The organism is Corynebacterium sp. MSK044, assembly GCF_030232825.1.
Classification (GTDB): Bacteria; Actinomycetota; Actinomycetes; order Mycobacteriales; family Mycobacteriaceae; genus Corynebacterium.
The window spans coordinates 1-19,259 of sequence record NZ_JASPJJ010000022.1 but is presented as its reverse complement, the minus strand read 5'-3'; the positions used below and the strand labels follow the sequence as shown (position 1 = coordinate 19,259).

17 protein-coding genes and 1 tRNA gene are annotated in these 19,259 nt (G+C 60.0%); 9 read left to right on the top strand and 9 right to left on the bottom strand.

What is annotated here, in order from left to right; genetic code table 11:
* Window positions 1-466: 466 nt before the first annotated feature.
* The gene (locus tag QP994_RS10125) at window positions 467-868 is read right to left on the bottom strand and encodes a (deoxy)nucleoside triphosphate pyrophosphohydrolase (RefSeq protein WP_284855039.1); all 402 of its coding nucleotides are present in this window, start codon (window positions 866-868) and stop codon (window positions 467-469) included.
* A 30-nt stretch (window positions 869-898) separates the two neighbouring features.
* A complete protein-coding gene (locus QP994_RS10120) occupies window positions 899-1,426 on the bottom strand; it encodes a hypothetical protein (protein WP_284855038.1) in 528 nt (175 codons plus the stop codon).
* A gap of 233 nt (window positions 1,427-1,659) precedes the next feature.
* Here QP994_RS10120 and QP994_RS10115 point away from each other — a divergent pair, with 233 nt between their 5' ends.
* On the top strand, window positions 1,660-3,615 hold the full coding sequence (locus QP994_RS10115; protein ID WP_502870047.1) for a DEAD/DEAH box helicase: 1,956 nt from the start codon (window positions 1,660-1,662) through the stop codon (window positions 3,613-3,615).
* A 424-nt stretch (window positions 3,616-4,039) separates the two neighbouring features.
* Here the strand turns inward: QP994_RS10115 and QP994_RS10110 are convergent, their stop codons facing one another.
* The 3 genes from QP994_RS10110 to putP all read right to left on the bottom strand — a co-directional run bounded on the left by QP994_RS10110 (window position 4,040) and on the right by putP (window position 6,954).
* Complete coding sequence (locus QP994_RS10110; protein ID WP_284855036.1) at window positions 4,040-4,522, bottom strand: DUF2269 domain-containing protein; 483 nt, start codon at window positions 4,520-4,522, stop codon at window positions 4,040-4,042.
* Window positions 4,523-4,731: 209 nt separating this feature from the next.
* Window positions 4,732-5,355: an HNH endonuclease family protein gene (locus QP994_RS10105; RefSeq protein ID WP_284866620.1), complete on the bottom strand. Its 624-nt coding sequence runs from the start codon at window positions 5,353-5,355 to the stop codon at window positions 4,732-4,734.
* A gap of 6 nt (window positions 5,356-5,361) precedes the next feature.
* On the bottom strand, window positions 5,362-6,954 hold the full coding sequence (putP, locus tag QP994_RS10100) for a sodium/proline symporter PutP (RefSeq protein ID WP_284855034.1): 1,593 nt from the start codon (window positions 6,952-6,954) through the stop codon (window positions 5,362-5,364).
* Between the two features lie 179 nt (window positions 6,955-7,133).
* On the opposite strand from putP, the gene QP994_RS10095 reads away from it, so the two are divergent.
* From QP994_RS10095 to QP994_RS10075, 5 genes are read left to right on the top strand one after another with little or no spacing between them, the layout of a single operon-like run.
* Window positions 7,134-10,142, top strand: a complete 3,009-nt coding sequence (locus QP994_RS10095; RefSeq protein ID WP_284866619.1) for a DEAD/DEAH box helicase — start codon at window positions 7,134-7,136, stop codon at window positions 10,140-10,142.
* A gap of 4 nt (window positions 10,143-10,146) precedes the next feature.
* Window positions 10,147-11,019, top strand: coding sequence for an SWIM zinc finger family protein (locus QP994_RS10090; protein WP_284866617.1), 873 nt, complete (start codon window positions 10,147-10,149; stop codon window positions 11,017-11,019).
* Between the two features lie 59 nt (window positions 11,020-11,078).
* The gene (locus tag QP994_RS10085) at window positions 11,079-12,230 is read left to right on the top strand and encodes a metallophosphoesterase family protein (RefSeq protein ID WP_284866615.1); all 1,152 of its coding nucleotides are present in this window, start codon (window positions 11,079-11,081) and stop codon (window positions 12,228-12,230) included.
* Window positions 12,230-14,884 carry an AAA family ATPase gene (locus QP994_RS10080; protein ID WP_284866613.1) on the top strand — a complete coding sequence of 885 codons (2,655 nt, stop codon included), beginning with the start codon at window positions 12,230-12,232 and terminating at the stop codon, window positions 14,882-14,884. The genes QP994_RS10085 and QP994_RS10080 overlap by 1 nt, the downstream gene beginning before the upstream one ends.
* Before the next feature lie 51 nt (window positions 14,885-14,935).
* Complete coding sequence (locus tag QP994_RS10075; protein ID WP_284855029.1) at window positions 14,936-15,421, top strand: MarR family winged helix-turn-helix transcriptional regulator; 486 nt, start codon at window positions 14,936-14,938, stop codon at window positions 15,419-15,421.
* On the opposite strand, the gene QP994_RS10070 is transcribed toward QP994_RS10075, so the two are convergent.
* The gene (locus tag QP994_RS10070) at window positions 15,418-15,960 is read right to left on the bottom strand and encodes a YceI family protein (RefSeq protein ID WP_284855028.1); all 543 of its coding nucleotides are present in this window, start codon (window positions 15,958-15,960) and stop codon (window positions 15,418-15,420) included. The two genes, QP994_RS10075 and QP994_RS10070, sit on opposite strands and share 4 nt — an antisense overlap.
* Before the next feature lie 197 nt (window positions 15,961-16,157).
* Between QP994_RS10070 and QP994_RS10065 the strand changes: the two genes are divergently transcribed.
* Window positions 16,158-16,231, top strand: a tRNA-Arg gene (locus QP994_RS10065).
* Between the two features lie 200 nt (window positions 16,232-16,431).
* Complete coding sequence (locus QP994_RS10060) at window positions 16,432-17,022, top strand: DUF2335 domain-containing protein (protein WP_284855027.1); 591 nt, start codon at window positions 16,432-16,434, stop codon at window positions 17,020-17,022.
* Between the two features lie 53 nt (window positions 17,023-17,075).
* On the opposite strand, the gene QP994_RS10055 is transcribed toward QP994_RS10060, so the two are convergent.
* Entirely contained in the window at window positions 17,076-17,690 is a 615-nt protein-coding gene (locus tag QP994_RS10055) for a hypothetical protein (RefSeq protein ID WP_284855026.1), read from the bottom strand.
* A 104-nt stretch (window positions 17,691-17,794) separates the two neighbouring features.
* Here QP994_RS10055 and QP994_RS10050 point away from each other — a divergent pair, with 104 nt between their 5' ends.
* On the top strand, window positions 17,795-18,223 hold the full coding sequence (locus QP994_RS10050) for a hypothetical protein (protein WP_284855025.1): 429 nt from the start codon (window positions 17,795-17,797) through the stop codon (window positions 18,221-18,223).
* Here QP994_RS10050 and QP994_RS10045 read toward each other — a convergent pair.
* A complete protein-coding gene (locus QP994_RS10045; RefSeq protein WP_284866612.1) occupies window positions 18,201-18,542 on the bottom strand; it encodes a CPBP family intramembrane glutamic endopeptidase in 342 nt (113 codons plus the stop codon). The two genes, QP994_RS10050 and QP994_RS10045, sit on opposite strands and share 23 nt — an antisense overlap.
* A 35-nt stretch (window positions 18,543-18,577) precedes the next feature.
* Window positions 18,578-18,898, bottom strand: coding sequence for a hypothetical protein (locus QP994_RS10040; RefSeq protein WP_284866610.1), 321 nt, complete (start codon window positions 18,896-18,898; stop codon window positions 18,578-18,580).
* Window positions 18,899-19,259: the final 361 nt, after the last annotated feature.

The window sequence follows — 19,259 nt, the reverse complement described above, 5'->3', positions numbered from 1 at the left end:
GGAGGACGCCTACTATCAACGATCAGGCGCTCAAACGTTAGGCGTTCAATAAGCGGAACGAAAACCAGGACGCTTCACCTTGCCGAAAGTGGCATAAACCTTTGGCGCGGCAGGATTGACCTACACTGTGTGTGTTGTCGTGAGGGCACTAAAAATCGGTCCTGTAGATGTTCTGTGCAATGCATCACATATTCGATTTTCTTTTGTGGTGGTTGTCGGTTTTTGCGTGTGTACTTGCTGGAGTGTGGGTCCAGTGATGTTTGGGAATGCGCTTCTGGTGCAGGCAGGGGGCAAAATTGTCTTTACACACTCCACGAATTGTCACAGTCTGAACTCGGTGACTTGATTGCGGTTTTTGGACTTGTCATTTCAATTGACCTAAGGGGTTGCTTGGATCGGATGAAAAGCTTCGGGCCGTAAACTCTTGTCCGTTAGGCGTGTGGTGTTGAGTAGCTTTAGCATCTGTTTAATTCGCATCTGCCGGTATTCGACGTCTGTTTTGGCCGGGAAATCCGCTCCGACGTTGTTCGACGGTAGCGTCTGCGATGGGCACCCACCGGGACTCAGCATGTTCGGTCCGCGTGGGTTCAGTGTCTGCGGGTAGGGAACAGTAGAACGTCGACAAGCGAACACTGCCAAAGTCGTACTCGTACTCGGTTGTGGTGATGTGATTTCCCACGGTGGCGTCGACAAGCAGCTCCTCTTTGAGCTCCCGGGCGAGCGACTCCTCCGGTGTTTCACCGGCCTCAATCTTCCCGCCGGGGAATTCCCACTTGCCGGCGAGGGCCTTGCCTTCACCGCGCCGGGCTGAGAAGACGGTGCCGTTGCGGAGGATGACGGCGCCGGTGACGCCGATAAGCTTTGGCATGCGTTTCATCGTAGGGCAGGGGCTGGGGAATTAAACGGGAAGCTCGCCAACACGCTCTGCGGGCACGGCGACGACGGTCTCGGGGCTGTCCTTCGGGCCGCAGGAGGGGTATTTGTTGAACTTCTGGTCCTCGTCGCCAGGGAAGAGGAAGTTGTTGCCGCCGCAGAACCAACCGTTCGGGGCATCCCAGAATGCGCCGGAGCCTTGGGGTGGGGTGCCGGAGGGGGAGCCAGACATGTAGTCGTTGAAGACGGTCATGGCTTCGTCGCAGCTGAGGCCGTCGTTAAGCGTGACGATGGTGAACGAATCGACCTCACCACAGATGGTGCCGGCAGGGTCGAGGTCGTCGTCAGGTTTTTCTTCGGCGGGCTTTTCCTCGGTGGTTTTCTCTTCGGAGGGCTTCTCCTCGTGCGACTCGGGCTGGGCCGCAGAGGAGGCTTCAGCGACGGTTGTCAGCGCTGGTTCGGCGAGCTCGTCGGTGGAGGAGCAGCCGGTGAGGACTAGGCCGGTGGCGGCGAGGGTAATGAGGGGGAGAGCTTGTGATCGGGTGAAGCGCATAGGAACACAGTGTAGGCAGAAGTGTTTGTTGCAATCAGGGGGAATGCCTTGATTGGGGGGTTTCAGATGACTTAGCGTGAGACGTCTTCAAAGAGCATGCGGGTGGGGCCCTGCCAGAAATTCATTTTTGTAATCCGCTGGGCTCTTGCCACGAAATAGCTATAGGGCCATGGGTAGCGTACTGTTTGCGATTGATGAATATTGATGAATCCGCCGCTGAAGACCAGCAGGCGATGCCCCCGGTAGAAGCCGGGGAAGAGATGGGGACCGGCACTGAGGCCGGCGCGAACGAAGAAACTGACAACAACGAAAACAACGAGAATGTTGCGGACGGGGAGACGTCGACAAGCGGCTTTGACGGCCTTGACCTCCCGGGCGATGTCATTGACGCGGTGAAGAAGGTCGGCTTTGAAACGCCGTCGCAGATTCAGGCGCAGACGATTCCGTTGCTGATGGAAGGCCGCGATGTGGTCGGCCTTGCGCAGACCGGTACGGGTAAGACGGCGGCGTTTGCGCTGCCGATTCTGGCGCGCATCGATAAGAAGGCCCGCCATCCGCAGGCCCTCGTGCTTGCGCCGACGCGTGAGCTGGCGCTGCAGGTGTCTGATTCCTTCCAGTCTTTCGCTGATCACCTGGGTGGCATTTCGGTGCTGCCGATCTATGGTGGCCAGGCATACGGCATTCAGCTGTCCGGTCTGCGTCGTGGTGCGCAGATCATCGTCGGTACGCCTGGTCGTGTGATCGACCACCTGGAGAAGGGCTCGCTGGACATCTCTGATCTACGTTTCCTCGTGCTCGACGAGGCGGACGAGATGCTCAACATGGGCTTCCAGGAAGACGTGGAGCGCATTCTTGAGGACACGCCGGATGAGAAGCAGGTGGCGCTGTTCTCCGCGACGATGCCGAATGGCATTCGCCGCCTGTCCAAGCAGTACCTTGACGATCCTGCTGAGGTCACCGTCAAGGCGAAGACGCGCACCAACACCAACATCACGCAGCGCTACCTGTTCACCGCGCACCGCAACAAGCTCGACGCCATCACCCGCATCCTTGAGGTGACAGAGTTCGAGGCCATGATCGTGTTCGTGCGCACCAAGCACGAAACCGAAGAGCTCGCTGAGAAGCTGCGCGCACGCGGATTCTCTGCAGCAGCTATCAACGGTGACATCGCTCAGCAGCAGCGTGAGCGCACCGTCGATCAGCTTCGCGACGGTCGCCTGGACATCCTCGTCGCCACCGACGTTGCCGCGCGTGGCCTGGATGTTGAGCGCATCTCCCACGTGCTCAACTACGACATCCCGAACGACACCGAGAGCTACGTCCACCGCATCGGCCGCACTGGCCGTGCCGGCCGTACCGGTGAGGCGATCCTGTTTGTCACCCCGCGCGAGCGCCGTATGCTGCGCTCCATTGAGAAGGTGACCGGCGCCAAGATCGAAGAGATGGAACTGCCGACGGTCGACGAGGTCAACGACTCCCGCAAGTCCAAGTTCGCTGACTCCATCACCGAGTCCCTGGAAGATTCCCAGCTGGACCTCTTCCGCGCACTCGTGCGCAGCTACTCCACGGAACACGACGTGCCCATGGAAGACATCGCTGCCGCACTGGCCGCGCAGACCTCTGGCGACGAGTTCCTGATGAAGGAGCCGCCGAAGGACAAGCGCGATCGACGTGACCGCGAGCGCTGGGACCGTGATGACCGCCGTGACCGCGAGCGTGGCGACCGGTTTGATCGCGGTGGCCGTGGGGGCCGTGATCGTGGCGATCGTGGTGGCCGTGGGCGCTTCCACAACGATGACGTCAACTTTGACACCTACCGCCTTGACGTGGGCAAGCGCCAGCACGTCCGCCCAGGTGCCATCGTTGGTGCCCTAGCTAACGAAGGTGGTCTGACCAACCGTGACTTCGGCCGCATCACCATTGGCGGCGACTTCACCCTCGTCGAGCTGCCCAAGGACATGGACCGTAAGGTCCTCGACCGCCTGAAGGACACCCGCATCTCCGGCCAGCTGATCAACATTCAGCCGGACACTGGCGGTCCGTCCCGTGATCGCGGTGGCCGTGGTGGGCGCGGTGGTTATCGTGGCGATCGTGGTGGCCGTGGAGGTTACCGCGGTGATCGTGGCGACCGCGGTGATCGCAGTGGCTACCGTGGCAAGGGTCGCGGCAAGCGTGACTGGAGGGACTAACGCCTTTAGGTTGCTGCCTTCGCGGTAGTGGCCTTCCCGCTTGTAGCTGGGAGCGTCAGTGGAATCGTGTTATTGATTCTGCTGGCGCTCTTTTTCATATGCTGGTGCGCAGACAGATTGGCCAGCAGGAGTGGTCTCTATGCGGGGGAGACAATGTAGGGCATGTTGATGGTGATCATTATCGTGGCCGGTCTTGCGGTCATCTCTGGTGCTCTGACTGCCGTTTTGCAATCGCGCTAGTAAATACCCTCGGACGTGCGACAGCCCGCGCGCCGGCCGGCCAGTACTTTGGCAGTGTTAGGTGCGATAACCTGCGTCCTGTTTTTGCTTTCGTATGTTGTGTATGTCTTGAGTTAAGAGATAAAGAAAAGCGGTGCCCGTAGTGGGCACCGCTTCAGTCTTTGTGTCTTCGTGTGCTGGGGACTTAAGCCGGGGACGGCAGGAACATCAGGATGAGCACGAGGACCCAGAGCAGGTTGAAGATGCCGGCGCCGGCAGCGGCCTTGACGCGGGCGGACTCGAAGTTGGTTGCCACGTCGCGGGCGTCAGCTTCCGCCGGGTCGAGGGCGCCCAGGGAGCCCACGATCTTGCGCTGCTGCGGGATGACCATTGCAAACAGGAAGCCCCACGCCAGCACCGACAGGACAATGGCGGTGTGGAGGAAGTAGTTAGACCGGTAGGTCTCAAAATCAAAGGCCAAGACGGCGGCTCCAAGGAGCGGGGCGAGAATCGAGATCAAGCCGTAGGTAGTGGAGGTGCGGTGCAGAAGGGCCGCGCGGCCGATTGCCTGGGCGTCGCCGGTGTTGGCTTGAGTAGCTGCCTTCGGGAAAGCGGACGTGGCCACCATGACGGGGCCGATCAAAATGATCGCGGCGGCGACGTGCAGGAAGATGAGGAAGGTGTTCATGAGTCACCACTTTACGGGGTGGGGCGGGTTTTGTATGCGGTGCGTGGGTGTTGGCGTGGGGTGGCTGTGTAAAAGCTTACATTGCAGGGGTAACTATCAAAGGGCAGAAACTTGTGACCTGCGGGTTCAGGATTGTAGTTGCGGTGGCATGTAAAATTTTGCACACGCTTTTCGACGGAGCCTGGATTCGTGGCGCCACCCACCCTCCTTCAGAACGGCAACGCCGGCAACCCGAGTAAAGCCGGAAGGGTAGCGCAGGCCCGGCGCATGGCGGCTTTGTCGGCGCGGGTGACGGGGAGGTCGTAGGCGTTAGCCACGGCGGCGAGGCGACGAGAGTAGTCGCAGCGGTAGGACCGGGCGGTGGGGAGCCACTGGCTGGGGAGTTTGTCGGACTTGGCTTGGTTGGCGGCAGAGGATGTGACGATGAGGTTGGCAGGGTCGTTGGCAAAAGTGAGGCGTTTTTCGTCGGGCCAGGAGTGGGCGCCCATGTCCCAGGCGGCGCGGAGGGGAAAGAGGTGGTCGAGTTCCACGTCGGAAGGTGGGAGTGGGTCGCCGGTGTAGGGGTCCGTGATGGTCACGGGTTCCCACTGGGTGTAGGGCACGGAGCAGGTTGACTGGTTGTATGCAGCGGCCATGGCCGTTTCCCGGGTGGTGCAGCCGGTGGGTTGGTAAGCCCAGCCGTCGCCGAACTGCGCCCGAGAGTAATCGGGGACTGTGGGGCGGGAGGGGACTGTTGAGGTGGCGCTGATAGGCGGTGTGTGAACAAACGGAAGGGGCACGACCGCAAGCGTGAATGCGGTCAGTGCCCCTAGATAAATGTGGAAGGGCTTCATACCTCCTTAGACTGCGTCAGAGCCGGTTTGGTTCCCTTCGGGTGCAGAAATGTTGGAAAGTGCCTGGTGGAAGTCTGCTTCTGGGTGAGCAATCGCGTAGTCCATGACCTTGACATGACGGTCAAACTCGGCCTCAGATGCGGCAGAGGGTTTGGTGGCCAGGGAGACCAGGATCATGGCGATGGTGGCGAACGCGAAGCCCGGAACCATCTCGTAGATAAGAGCCGAGGTGGCGGGCAGCGAACCCCAGATGAACACGGTGAGAGCGCCCACGATCATGCCGGCCATAGCACCCTGCGAGGTGAGGTGACGCCAGTACAGGGAGGCGATGACCACGGGGCCGAACGCAGAACCGAAGCCAGCCCAGGCGAAGGCGACGAGGCCAAGGATGGTGTCGGACGGGTTGAGGGCCATGACCATGCCCAGGATGGCCACGAGGATGACCATCGTGCGGGAAGCGATGAGCAGAGCGGACTGGGAGGGCTCCTTCTTGGAAAAGACCTTGAACAGGTCCTCCACTAGTGCGGAGGAGGTGACTAGGAGCTGGGAGGACATGGTGGACATGATGGCGGCCAGAACCGCGGTGAGAACCAGACCAGCAATGAGCGGGTGGAACAAGATGCGGGTCATGTCCAGGAAGATGGTTTCAAAGCCCTTTTGGTCAGTCACGGAGTGTGCCGTCTGGCCGAAGTAGCTTGCACCGATGATGGCGGTGAAGATGGCGCCGAGGAAGCAGACACCCACCCAGATGAGGCCGGAGTTGCGGCCAGAGCGAGCTTCAGCTGGGCTGCGCAGTGCCATGAAGCGGGTGACAATGTGGGGCTGGCCCATGTAGCCCAGGCCCCATGCCAGGTTGCCGATGATGGCGGCGGCGGACACACCCGTGAAGAAGTTGAAGAAGTCTGGGTTGCCTTCCGGCCATGGACCGTAGGCGTGGTTGGTGGGGTAGGAGAAGATGTCGCCGGGGTTGTCAATGGCCAGCAGCGCCATGATGGGCACGATGGCCAGTGCAGCGAACATGAGCACGCCTTGGGCAACGTCGGTGTAGGACACCGCGAAGAAGCCACCGATGAAGGTGTAGATCACCGTGATGATGCCAACGATGAGCAGGCCGGTGACGTAGTCGCCCTGGAAGGTGGACTCGAAGTAGCGGCCGCCCGCAACCATGCCGGAGGAGACGTAGAAGGTGAAGAAGAAGATGATGATCAGGGCGGCGATGACGCGCAGAGCACGTGACTGATCATGCGTGCGGTTTTCGAAGAAGCTGGGCAGGGTGATCGAGTTGTTGGCCACCTCGGAGTAGGCACGCAGGCGTGGGGCCACCCACTGCCAGTTGGCCCATGTGCCGAGGAAGAGGCCGATGACGATCCACAGCTCACTCATGCCGGAGACGAACAGGGCGCCAGGCAGACCCATGAGGAGCCAGCCGGACATGTCGGAGGCACCGGCGGAGATACCCGCGACGAAGGCGGGGAGGTCGCGGCCACCGATGACGTAGTCGCCGTAGGCGGTGGTTTTGCGCCAGCCGTAGTAGCCGATGCCGAGCATGACGGCGAAGTAGGTGACGACGGCGATGATGATCCAGGTGTTATCAGACATGCGCACGTCCTTTCTGCATAGATCTGCTTAGAGGGCAAGAGAAAATGTCACACCTGTCATCTGACAGGTGGAAAGTGTGGTCAGAATATCGCACGAGGGGTGTGGGCGGGATCACCGGCTCTTTTTTGAAGGAATGCTTAGGGAGGTCAGTGTCGCGCTGTGGTGGTAGAAAAGACCTTATGCCTAAATTCCTTCTGCACGGCCTGTGGTTGCCCGGGTCTGGTCTCAACCTGTGGGTTGAGCGTGTGGAGGGGCACAAGATTGTTATGCCGTCTCAAGTGCCCGCTGGGACGTTTCCCGCTGTGGTGGAAAGTTTCTTGGAGGATGCGCGTTTCCGGCGCCGTGATTCGGTGAAGCTGCAAACCCCGAAGGGCAAACAGTTGCACCTCAAGGTTCCCACCGCGGCGTTCTCACCGTCAGACACAGTGCAGTTCCTCAGCACCGTGTCCATGCTGGATGAGAATTCCCCGGCAGCCACCGCGGCGCAGCGGGAAGCCATCGCACCAGACCTGTACTGGATCATTCGTCTGTACAACGGTTTGATTCGGTTTGTTCGTGCTGGGCGCGTGAGCATTCATGTGCGCCCGATCGAGGGGCTGTGGTTCCCCGAGTGGAAGTTGGGAACGGGGCTGGAGGAGCGCGGGTGGCTCGCCGCGATGATTGCTGCCGCGCCGGGGGTGATCACCGCGAACAACATGAATTTGGACGAGGATGTAGCCACCAACCTGGTCCATTGGATCGCCACGGCGTTGCTGGCCGATGAGCATGAGCAGTCCCGCGTGTACCCGTGGCATGATTTCGCGGAGGCGCTGCTCACGTCGTCCGCTTTGCGTCGAGGCGGCTCGGATGTGTCGAAGCAGATCGCGCAGTGGAACGGGTCCATCACCGCGGTCAATGTGCAGCTCGTGTTCATCGTGGAGGAACCAGTCGATGAGCAGCTTATCCGCGACGCTGGGGACCCCACCGAAACTCTCACCACATCCGAGGCCCTGCAGTGGCCTGTTCGTGCGCAGGTGCGCGCCGGTGGGGACGCGCCGCGCCCGATTCGGGTCAGCGAATTAGATCGGGCCTCCCTGTCGAGTTTGCGGGATCAATTGCGCAAGGCAGTGACGGTGACTGACCTGTTGGATCCGGATAAGCATCCACGCCATCCCTTCACACCGACGACTGAGCGTGATGGTGATTGGGATTCCTACTTGTCCACCGAGGAGATCATGCGCTTGGTGGGCACAACTGCGAGCCTTTTGAGTGCACATGGCGTGAAGATCATGTTGCCGGCGGCGTGGCAGCGCATGGAAACAACGGCGAAGTTGACGGTGTCCGAACCGGATTCAGGGGATCCGGGGGCCGTACGCCGCTTTGGTGTGGATCAGCTGGTGGCCTATGACTGGAAGCTGGCGCTGGGTGATACAGAACTCACTGAGTCGGAGATGCGCCGCCTGGTCAGCTCTAAGTCAGGACTCATCAATTTGCGTGGCCAGTGGGTGCTGGCAGATACCCGCAGTTTGGCTAAGTCCCGGAAATACATCGAGTCCCTGAACAAGAAGGAAGTGGACTCAGGTCTGATCACCGCCGAGGAGCTCCGCCAGTTGGCGTTGGAGGCATCCACGGAGCATGACGGTGGTGGCTTGGACATCATCGGGGATGCCCATTCCCCTGTATGGATGCAAGCTCTCATCGGTGGCACGGACCGGCCGGCCCCCACCCGCCAAGAGATCCCAGACACGGTGCATGCGGAGCTGAGGGATTATCAGCGCAGGGGAGTGGATTGGCTCTATTTCATGTCACGTAATCAGCTCGGCGCTGTGCTTGCGGATGACATGGGCTTGGGCAAGACCCTGCAACTTCTCACCTTGCTGGCTGTTGAAGCCGAAAAGGGTGAGAAAACCGGACCCACACTCGTCGTTGCACCGACATCGGTGGTGGGCAACTGGGCGCGGGAGGCGCAGCGCTTCGTACCGGACCTCAAGGTCGGTGTTCACCATGGTTCCGGCCGTCTCAAGGGAGACGAGCTCGTTGAGTGGATCGGAGACCTTGATCTGCTCATCACGTCCTACGGCGTTGTGGGGCGGGATTACCTCACCCTCAGTGAAGTGGAATGGGACCACGTGGTGTTGGATGAGGCGCAGGCGATTAAGAATGCGGCAACGAAGGCGTCGAAAAGCGTGCGTGCGATTGGTGCACGTCACCGCATCGCGCTAACCGGCACGCCAGTGGAGAATCGACTGGCTGAATTGCGCAGCATCCTTGATTTTGTGAACCCGGGAATTCTGGGGTCCCAGGCATTTTTCCGCAACCACTTTGCCAAGGTGATTGAATCGCGCCGGGATGAGGAGCTGGCCAATGCCATGCAGGAGCGTCTGCAGCGATTGACCTCGCCTTTTGTGCTGCGGCGACTGAAATCGGATCCCGCGATCGTGGGTGACCTACCGGAGAAAACTGAGCAAGTGGTCACGGTGGATATGACGCCTGAGCAGGCTGCCTTGTACACCGCGCTGGTGGAGGCAATGCAGAAGGAACTGGAGGAGCGCACGGGTATCGGGCGAAAGGGGCTGGTGCTGTCTACCATCACGCGGATCAAGCAGATTTGTAACCACCCGGCGCACTACCTGGCTGATGGCTCGCCGGTGACGGAGAAGGGCAAGCACCGCTCCGGCAAGGTGGCCATGCTCATGGAGCTCATCGAGCAAGCGATTGAGACTGATCAGCGCGTGCTCGTGTTCACCCAGTACAAGGCTTTTGGTGACATCCTGCAGCCCTACTTGAGTGACAGGCTGGGGCACATTATTCCGTTCCTGCATGGTGGAGTGAGTAAGGCAGCGCGCGATGAGATGGTGGCCACATTCCAGGACCCGAATGGTCCGCGAGCGATGATCTTGTCTCTGCGTGCCGGTGGCACCGGTTTGAACCTCACCGCTGCTTCGATGGTCATTCACATGGACCGGTGGTGGAACCCGGCGGTGGAAAACCAGGCCACGGACCGGGCGTACCGCATTGGGCAGGACCGCAACGTGCAGGTGTACAAGATGATCACGCGCGGGACCATGGAGGAGTCTATCCAGGACATCTTGGACGGCAAATTGCAGCTCGCCGGCGCTGTGATCGGGGAAGGTGAAGGCTGGATCACTGAGCTAGACACAGAGGATCTGGCTGCGCTGATGAGCTACCGCGATGAGGGAAAGGAGTAAAGCCATGGCACAGCGACCACACGAGGACAATGTCACCTGGGTCAACTTCAATCAGCGCAAGAAGGTCAATTCCCCGGAGGAAACGCACCGGCTTGTTGATGAGCGTGTTGAAGCACAGCAGATTAAGGATGCGTGGGCGCTGCGGCAAGGACAAGCTACGCAGCGAACTGAGTTGGAGTACAGCGACCCGGCACAGGTGTTGATGAATGCGGCTGCACGCGCCACAGACCAGGGGCGCTTTGGCAGAGGACGCAGATATGCGGATGGCGGCAATGTCCTAGAAGTCCGCGTGGAAAGCGGGCGATTCACCGGTACCGTTGCGGGATCTCAGAACGAGCCTTTCAACGTCTTGGTCATCCTCCCGTACCGCGAAGGACCGGAGATCGCGGAGGCACTGGACATGATCACCCGCCAGCCAAAACTGCTTGACCGTGCGCGCCGGGGCACGTTCGACCGCGCTTTGTTGGACATTCTCTTTGCCAGCAGCAGTGAGCGGTTCCGCTATCGCTGTGATTGCCCGGATCTTTCTGATGTGTGTAAGCACGCCGTGGCCGTGTCCATCAAGGCAGCGGAGTTGGTGGATTCGGATCCGAGCGTTGTGTTCCGCCTGCGCAACCTGGACGTGAACACGCTGGATCAACAGTTGCGTGAAACAGCGGGGCAGCGGGCAATGGCGTCCGCGGCGGAAGGATCAGAGTTTTTCTGGGCTGGCCATGAATTGCCCGATCTGCCACAGCCGAAGGTGGCCCCGATGATCGAGGATTCGGATCTGGATTTGCTGCATAAAGCGATGCAGATGATCTCTTTTACCAACATCGATCAGTTGCGTGCGGTATCAGATCTGGAGGATCTGTATGACGCGCTGACAAGAAACTAACGCGCGCATGTTCGAATGTTTCGGTGGCGTGTCGTACCCCTCTGATAGAAGTGGACAGCATGAGTGACGGGCTTGTTTTCATCCATTCTTCGGACTTCCAATTGGGAATGACACGATGGTTTCTCAATGAGGAAGCGCAATCGCGTTTCGACGACTCTCGGCTCCGCGCCATCACCCGCCTCGGCGACCTCGCCGTGGAAACAGGAGCGGAGTTCATCGTCGTCGCCGGCGATGTGTTTGATGCCAATGCCTTAAGTGAGCGCACGATGGGTCGTGCCTTGGACGCGATTGACGCGCTGCCGGTGCCCGTCTACCTGCTGCCCGGCAACCACGACCCGCTGGTGCCCGGAGCTGCCCTAGAGAAGGCGGATGCGCGCGCCAACATCACCGTGTTACGTGACAATACCCCGGTGGAGCACCGTCCCGGGGTGGAAATCGTTGGGGCGCCCCTATTGGCGCGCTATGCGTCCGAGGACTTGGCGGCCAAGGCCATTGCCGAACTGGAGCCTACGGATGCTATCCGCATTCTTGTCGCTCACGGCCAGACGGAGGGGCGCAGCGGGGATGAGTCAGAGGTCCTTCTGTCGCGCCCGAACTTGGAACGTGCGCTGAAGGATGGCGTCATTGACTACGTGGCGTTGGGGGATACCCACTCCGCAGGGCCTGTTGGTCCCAGCGGCCGGATCTGGTTCTCTGGTTCTCCGGAAACTACGGACTTTCATGATCGGCGGGAGAATGTGGCCGGGAATGAGGTGAATTCCGGGAAGGCGCTGGTGGTGAACGCGAATAAGCAAAGCGTTGAGGTGACAGAACATCAGGTGGGCGAGTGGACCTTCGAGGCGCTGCACTGGGATGTCGCTGACGGTGAGGACGTGAAGCACCTGCTGGCTGAGTTGGATGCGTACCCGGAGAAGGGACGCACGGTGGTGAAGTATTCGTTGGCAGGCACCTTGGGTTTAGAGGCCACCCGGGAGCTGGAGGCCGGTCTGGCCGAGCGTGAGCACGTGTTCGGGGCGCTGTACGAGCGTGAACGGATCATGGACCTACACCTAGAACCCAGCGATGAGGAGCTTGAGTCACTCCCGATTGCGGGCTATGCCCGTGAGGCGATGACGGAGCTCATCGACAGTGCTGCTGCCGCCCCAGCGGGAGACACAGCCACGCGTGATGCAGTGAACCTGCTGTTCCGTCTGAGTAAGGAGGCGAACTAATGCGCATCCACAACCTGGTCATTGACAACGTTCGTGGCGTTGAGCACCTTGCCCTGACGGACGTGCCGGACACCGGTGTGATTCTCATCCACGGTGATAATGAGGCCGGAAAGTCTACGATCCTCGACGCGCTCGATGCGGTGCTCACCGCGAAGCATACGTCCACCGCGGCGAATATCCGGGCGCTCAACCCTATTGGGCGCGATGAAACGCCGTCAGTAGAACTCGGGGCGACGGTGGGGCCGTACACATTCACTGTGCACAAGAGCTTTGCTAAGGGAGCCAAGGGCAAAACAGAGCTGAGGATCACAGCGCCCAAGCGTGAGGAGTTGACGGGGGAGCAGGCCCACAACCGTCTGCGGGAGATCCTCGAGGAGCACGTGGATGAGCAGCTTTTCGGCGCATTGTTTATGCGCCAAGGCTCTTTCAGCGACGTCATCGAAGCCGCTGGTATCCCTTCCTTCACCCGCGCGTTGGAGCAGACCGGAACTGATGCGGGGGCGGACACCCTTGAGGATTCGGGTCTGATGCAGAAAATGCAGAAAGAATACGAGAAGTTCTTCTCCCCGAAGTCCGGTACGGAGAAACAGAACCTCAAGGACGCTGATGCCGCGGTGGCTGCCGCGGAAGAAACCGTGCGCGAATCCGCGGCACGCAAGGCTGCCTATGAGGATGACGTGGATGAGTACGCGCGCAGTGAGCAGGAGATGCGCACCATCGCAGCCGAACTGCCCGACGCGGAGAAGGAACTCGAACAGCGCGAAGCCGAAGCTGCCCAGGCGCGTGAAGTTGCCGGCAAGCTCACTGAGGCGAAAGACAAGGCCACGCGTGCCACCACGGACCGTGAACGCGCCGAAGCGGACCAGAAATACCGCACGACGTTGACGGAGCGCGCAGAGGCAGCAGCAACGGAACTGACGGAACTGGCTGCTTTGGTGGAACCCGCGCGGCAGAAGGCCGAGGCGGAAAACGAGCGAGTGGCGGAGAAGAAGACTGCCCACGCCGATGCCCGTGAAGCACTGGTTGCTGCGCGTCAGGCCACTGCGGATAAGGAGCGCGCCCGCGAGCTTGCCATCGCGCACGAGCGGATTGGTGATGTCGAGGATCAGGTTGATGAGCTTGACCGGGTAGACAAGGAGATCGCGGATCTCGTGGCAGCCCTGCCCGCGCGTCCCGTGACGGATGATGATGTCCGCGCGATCGAGAGCGCTACCCAAAACGTGGCCTTGCAGCGCCGGCTGCTCGATGCTGCGGCTGCCCGCCTGGACCTCACCGCCACCACCGCGTCGACGGTGACCGTTGATGGGGAAGAGGTGGAAGTCGGGGTTGAGGCGACGTCCCTCGCCCTGCATGACGGTGTCCAGCTGACCATCGGTGATGTGACGTTGACCTACCGGGCTGCCCCCGGCACCACCAATGCGTCCCATGCGGTGGAGGACGCCGAGGCTGAGCTTGCGCGTGCGCTGGAGACCGCAGGATGCGAATCGCTGGAGGAAGCACGGAAACTTCGTGACGAGCACCGGGACACCACCGCCACTCTTGCCACCCACCGTGCTCGTCGCACTGACATCCTTCGCGGCAAGGAGCCAGAGGAACTACGCCAAGAGCTGGTGCGCCTGCGTGAACTTGCGGGAGTGTCCTCCGAGGACGCTGCCGGCAATGACGGTGTGATCCTCAGCGTTGAGGATGCCGATTTCGCGCTGGAAGCTGCACGCGCCACGGAGAAAGATGCGAGCGAAGCAGCGCATGTTCTTGAGGTGGAACTGGCTCAGCTGGCTGCCCAGCCTGATGCGGCGAAGCTCGCGGATATTGAAGCGCGCGTGGCCAACCACACTGCAATCCGTGATGCTGCCCAGGCTGAACTCGATGCCGCACGGGAGAAGATCAGTGATGCGGACTTGGCCACTGCCGCCGAAGAAGCGGCGCTCGCTGAAAAGGAAGCGCAGGCAGTTGTCGAGGAACTCACCGCCCAGGTTGCAGACGTTGATCCGGAGCAGGCAGAAAGCCTCCGCGAGGGCGCTGCCAACCGTGTAGCCAACCTCAGCCGGCGCTATGACGCGGCCCGCGACCGCAAGCTGGAGCTCGGTTTCCGCGTGACCAGTGCGGAAGGCGAAGCAGAGGCCCTTGACAAGGCAGAAGCCGCGTTGGAGACAGCACGGGTACGGCGCGACAGGCTGCGCCGCCAAGCCGCTGCCGTCAAGCTGCTGCATGGAACCCTTGTCGCGCACCGTGATGCGGCGCGTGCCAAGTATGCGGCTCCATTCGCTCAGGCTTTGCAGCGCTACGCGTCCCGCGTGTTTGGCCCAGGCACCGAATTCACCCTGGATGAGTCGCTGCAGGTCACCGCCCGCACGCTCGACGGCACGACGGTGGATATGAACCAGCTTTCCGGTGGCGCCAAGGAGCAGATGGCGCTGCTCACGCGATTTGCCATCGCGGACATGGTGGCGGGGAATTCACCGGATGCGATGCCAGTGGTCGTCGATGATGCCTTGGGGGCCACGGACCCCACGCGCCTGGAGTTGATGAACGCGTTGTTTACCCAAGTGGGTACACGCTCCCAGGTGTTTGTGTTGACCTGTTTCCCGCAACGCTTCGACCGTGTTGCCGCGGCCAAGAGCGCCTCGATCCAGGAGCTGAAGAGCCGGCGGTAATACGCGGGTGGATTCGCGCGGCGATCTGAGGGTTGGCTAGTCTAGGCCAGTATGACAGCCGAACCCCGCTGGCTCAGCGATGAAGAGCAGGCGTTCTGGCGGTTGCTTCTGGCAGCCGGCCGCACACTCGACCAGGTAGTGGATACCGCATTGAATGAAAGCGCGGATCTCTCCAGCCCGGAATTTGCAGTGTTGGTTACGTTGTCCGAAGCCGAGGACCGGCGCTTGCGCCTGCGTGAAGTCTGCGCGGAGCTTGGCTGGGACCGGTCCCGCACGTCCCACCAGATCACGCGCATGGAGCGCCGCGGTTTGGTGTCCAAAGAAAAAAGCCCGGGCGATGCCCGGGGCGTGATGGTGTGCCTCACCGATAGGGGGATGACTCACCTGGAGCAGGCTGCGCCTGACCATGTTGAGACGGTGCGCCGCGCGGTCTTTGACCACTTGGCCCCCGCCGATATTCCCGCGATCTCACGGTTCTTTGAGGGCATCCTGGCTGTTGACGCCAATGACGATGCGGATGCCCCCACCGCTAACTAAGCGCGCTTGATGCCGGAGCCGTCGATCTCGATGGCGATCTTCTCACCAACCAGTGCGCCGCCGGAGTTCAGCGGTGCCTCGAAGTCGATGCCGAAGTCCTTGCGGTTAATGGTGGTGCGTGCCTCAAAACCAACGCGAGTGTTGCCGTAAGGGTCAACCTCCGTGCCGAAGGTCTCCACGTCTAGGGTGACGGACTTGGTCGTGCCCTTAATGGTCAGGTCACCGGTGACGGTGCCGTTGCCGGATGCGTCGACGTCGAACGCGGTGGACACAAAGGTCATCTGCGGGTGGTTGTCGGTGTCGAAGAAGTCCTCGTTGCGCAGGTGTGCATCACGGTCAGCGTTACGCGTATCGACGGAACCCGTCTCCACCGTCGCCTCCACCTTGCTCTTTGCCGGGTTCTCCTGGTTCACGGTCAGGGTTGCCTGGAAGTCGTTGAAGTTACCGCGGACCTTGGTCACCATGGCGTGGCGCACGGTGAATCCAACGGTGGAGTGGGTGGTGTCAAGGTCGTAGGTACCGGTCAGAGTGTTGGTCATGGTGACTCCTTAAATCATTTTCCTAAAGATGTTGACGTGTCCCCAACGGGGCTGTTTTCAATAGTAAGAGCAAGACAGTGACATGTCAACAATATTTGTGAATTTTCTTCAGCGGGCCGGTTTGTCAGGTGCCAATAGGGGAGTGCTAGATTAGGGAGCGCTGTCACAGCATGTGCGGTACGCTGCACAGTTTGACTGTCTCCGTAGCTCAGTGGATTAGAGCATCGGTTTCCGGTACCGAAGGTCGCAGGTTCGAATCCTGTCGGGGACGCGTTGTCATGAGTCGCGTCATAGTTGACACTATGAGTTGCGACATCGTTGACAAACCGGCGTCATGGTTTTTATTTTCCAAGGCGCCGGTTGTGGTTTTTAGGTCAGTCGGATGTGCTGTAATGAAGGAACTGATTTTGTGGTTGAATGGCACAAGGAAACAACATCCAGCGGATCTGGCTACCGAAAGGAAGAAGGTGCATGGGCTATGACTCTCAAGATGAGGAACGCCACGGTTCGAGCACGTCGCCGGGGAGTGGACCTGATGGAGACCAATCCGCGTCCGCTGCGGACGAAAGCGCGCATGGAGGGGAACGATCCCCGGCTGACCATTTACAACGGTTGGAAAACGACATTCAGCGCGCTGGACGACAGTATCCAGAAAGCTCTCTCGACGAAGTAATCGATGCTGAGTTTGTTAGCGAACTAAAACGGCAAGTAGTAGCTAGTTCGTACATGTGGGCCGCTCCAGCACCATCGCCAGATACTCTCGAAGCCTATAACCAGGTTGATCCGACTTTCGCTGACCGTGCGATGCAAATGGCGGAGCAAAGTATTGCGGCGTCAAACCGTGAGAAGGAATGGCTTGCTAAGGGCGATGTAGACGCACTGAAGCGTGGCCAATATCTGAGCTTTGGAATGTTTGTCGCGTCTGTCGGGGCTTCATTACTTGTTTACTTCGGCGGTGGTTCGGAATTGCTCGCTGGATTATTCCTAGCGCCTCCTGTAATGCAGTTTCTTGGCAAGTTCGTTAGAACCGTCCGTAAAGAAGAGGATGACAAGATCGACTAACCCGGTTGGGTCCGGGCATCCCTGATGCGAAGGGATCTGGTCTTTTTACGGACTTATTCGTCCGGGTTGAATTCGACTGAGTCGATGATCTCCTCGATCTCCTTATCGGACAATGTGGTGGCCGTGATCTCGAGGCCGGCGGCGCCGCCGGTGCCGGAGGAGACGAATACCCATGCGTCTTTGACGGTCTCGCCTTTGGAGCCGTTGGTTGTCCAGGTGGTCAGTTTGGCTTCGTCGGCGTTTTTGATCTTGAGGTCACGGGATTCACCGAGTTCGAAGTCGGTGCCGTGTGTGGTGCTGAACAGGGCGTTCGCCTCGAAGTGGCCCATGTTTGCCATGGCGGTGGGACCCTGTCCTTGGTTGGAGCTCATACGGGCGATGTCCGTGGGGTTGTCCAGGTCATTGGCCCATGATGTGGTGAACCCGTTCATGGTGGGCTTGAAGTCGGGGTTCTTGGTCCAGCCGTCGGGAAGTTCGATGGAGATTCGGCCTTCTTTGGCGCGCTGTGTGCCCTTGGTGTCGGACTTGGATGTGTCCTCCGAAGCCTGGGCGCTGTCTGATTCGGCGGGGCTAGAGGAACCGTCGAAAGCTCCTAGGGTGCATGAGCTCAGCAGGGTGGCGGAGGTGAAAAGAACGGTGATCGTGGCTGCAAAGGGAGCTGGTTTCATGATTCTCTCCAGATTTGGGCTTTGCCCACGAGGGTAACGGGGAATGTGAGTTGTGTCTCGTTATCTAAACGAGCGAACAGAAGGATGCAGCTAGGCTTTTGCCCATGAAACCTCAAGCGATTCTTGGAACCTTGCTCGCCGGTGCGATAGGCATTCCGGTGCTGACGGTGTTGCTCAACAGCGTTATTGGTGATCCGGAGTACTGGTCGGCGATCAGTGCGGTGACTATGGCGATGGGAGCGACGCTGGCCACCGTGTGGGTCGGTTTCCTGGATACGTACCTTTTCGTGGTCTCGCGCAGGGAGCCGGTGGGCACCGGTGTTTTGGTTACGGCCTTGGTGGGCAGCGCGATGTTGTTTATCGGGTTCGGTTCGACGGCGCTTGCCTCGTGGGAAGAGGTGCAGGCGGGTCAGGCGCTGCCGATTATTAACCTCTTTATCTTCTTGATCCCGCTGGGGCTCATCGTCGTGGCCGTTGCTTTTCTTATGGCGTTGGCCAGCAAAAACGCGGTTAGAGTCCCGCCATCGCAATGATCTGCACCAGCACGTTAGTGCACATATGCAGGATGAAGCCGGCCCACAGTGAGCGGTGCCACCGGGTGACCAGGGCGAAGGAAAGGCCAGCGAAGAACGTGTAAATGATCGCAGCCGGCGCGATATGCGCGAGCCCGAACACAAGTGAGGAGAGCAGCACGCTGGCAGCCGCGGGCATGAGGCGGTCCAGGTAGCCCATGATGAGGCGGCGGAAGACAACCTCTTCCAGGAATGGGCCGATGAGCAGATATGCACCCAGAGTGAATAGAACGAGCGCGGTGCCCTCGCCATATGTGTCTGACCGTTCACCCGGTGCCATGCCAAAAAGCGTGCCGACGATCGACGTACACACCGTCACCCCACAATCGCCGCGGGGACCTGCCACACCAGGTGCCAACCCCGTGCGCCCAGCGGACGGAACCCGAGGGGAAGACCACGGCGCTTGAGGTAGGTGACTAATGCGATGGCGGGGATGACAAGGGAGAGCACGATCAGCACCGGCATGAGGACCTTGATGCTGGTGCCGCCGCCCACATCCTTGAGGCCAAATGCGGAACCGATCAGCAGCACATAAACAGCCAGAATCGCGGCGATGCCCACGAGCATGTCTTTGAGCTGCGGACGAATGCTGAGTGGATCGGTGCGCGCGTCGGTACTTGCAGGGGGTGTGTTCATTGTGCTGAGTCTAACGTCTACGGGATTTTCCGGCTCCCAGGAAACATGGAGACAACCCTGATGGAACCGGCACCTGTTCATCATTGCTCTACATGGTTCATGCCCCATAGTTAATGGTGCGCGCGTGAGAAGCGCGGCACGGGAAAATGACAGCAGATCGGCCCGCACCCCTCCACATGGAAGGTGCGGGCCGATCTGTATTTCCTCAACTCGCCCTACCTAACCCGTCTTTTTTCGTCACGTGATTGTAAAGGTTTACATGGCGAAAAACTGGCTCAGCCGAATGTCGATTCGGGGTAGTTGGTACCGTGAGTCCGCGTAGTTGGTACCGGTGTTCCACGTACCCGGTACTGCAAGGGGT

What these genes read in the sequence shown, in the direction of transcription:
- QP994_RS10050 (WP_284855025.1), top strand. Translation starts at nt 17,795, where the DNA reads ATGAAACCTCAAGCGATTCTTGGAACCTTGCTCGCCGGTGCGATAGGC.
- QP994_RS10085 (WP_284866615.1), top strand. Translation starts at nt 11,079, where the DNA reads ATGAGTGACGGGCTTGTTTTCATCCATTCTTCGGACTTCCAATTGGGA.
- putP (WP_284855034.1), bottom strand. Translation starts at nt 6,954, where the DNA reads ATGTCTGATAACACCTGGATCATCATCGCCGTCGTCACCTACTTCGCC.
- QP994_RS10080 (WP_284866613.1), top strand. Translation starts at nt 12,230, where the DNA reads ATGCGCATCCACAACCTGGTCATTGACAACGTTCGTGGCGTTGAGCAC.
- QP994_RS10055 (WP_284855026.1), bottom strand. Translation starts at nt 17,690, where the DNA reads ATGAAACCAGCTCCCTTTGCAGCCACGATCACCGTTCTTTTCACCTCC.
- QP994_RS10105 (WP_284866620.1), bottom strand. Translation starts at nt 5,355, where the DNA reads ATGAAGCCCTTCCACATTTATCTAGGGGCACTGACCGCATTCACGCTT.
- QP994_RS10095 (WP_284866619.1), top strand. Translation starts at nt 7,134, where the DNA reads ATGCCTAAATTCCTTCTGCACGGCCTGTGGTTGCCCGGGTCTGGTCTC.
- QP994_RS10120 (WP_284855038.1), bottom strand. Translation starts at nt 1,426, where the DNA reads ATGCGCTTCACCCGATCACAAGCTCTCCCCCTCATTACCCTCGCCGCC.
- QP994_RS10125 (WP_284855039.1), bottom strand. Translation starts at nt 868, where the DNA reads ATGCCAAAGCTTATCGGCGTCACCGGCGCCGTCATCCTCCGCAACGGC.
- QP994_RS10090 (WP_284866617.1), top strand. Translation starts at nt 10,147, where the DNA reads ATGGCACAGCGACCACACGAGGACAATGTCACCTGGGTCAACTTCAAT.
- QP994_RS10070 (WP_284855028.1), bottom strand. Translation starts at nt 15,960, where the DNA reads ATGACCAACACTCTGACCGGTACCTACGACCTTGACACCACCCACTCC.
- QP994_RS10075 (WP_284855029.1), top strand. Translation starts at nt 14,936, where the DNA reads ATGACAGCCGAACCCCGCTGGCTCAGCGATGAAGAGCAGGCGTTCTGG.
- QP994_RS10110 (WP_284855036.1), bottom strand. Translation starts at nt 4,522, where the DNA reads ATGAACACCTTCCTCATCTTCCTGCACGTCGCCGCCGCGATCATTTTG.
- QP994_RS10040 (WP_284866610.1), bottom strand. Translation starts at nt 18,898, where the DNA reads ATGAACACACCCCCTGCAAGTACCGACGCGCGCACCGATCCACTCAGC.
- QP994_RS10045 (WP_284866612.1), bottom strand. Translation starts at nt 18,542, where the DNA reads ATGGCACCGGGTGAACGGTCAGACACATATGGCGAGGGCACCGCGCTC.
- QP994_RS10060 (WP_284855027.1), top strand. Translation starts at nt 16,432, where the DNA reads ATGGGCTATGACTCTCAAGATGAGGAACGCCACGGTTCGAGCACGTCG.
- QP994_RS10115 (WP_502870047.1), top strand. Translation starts at nt 1,660, where the DNA reads ATGCCCCCGGTAGAAGCCGGGGAAGAGATGGGGACCGGCACTGAGGCC.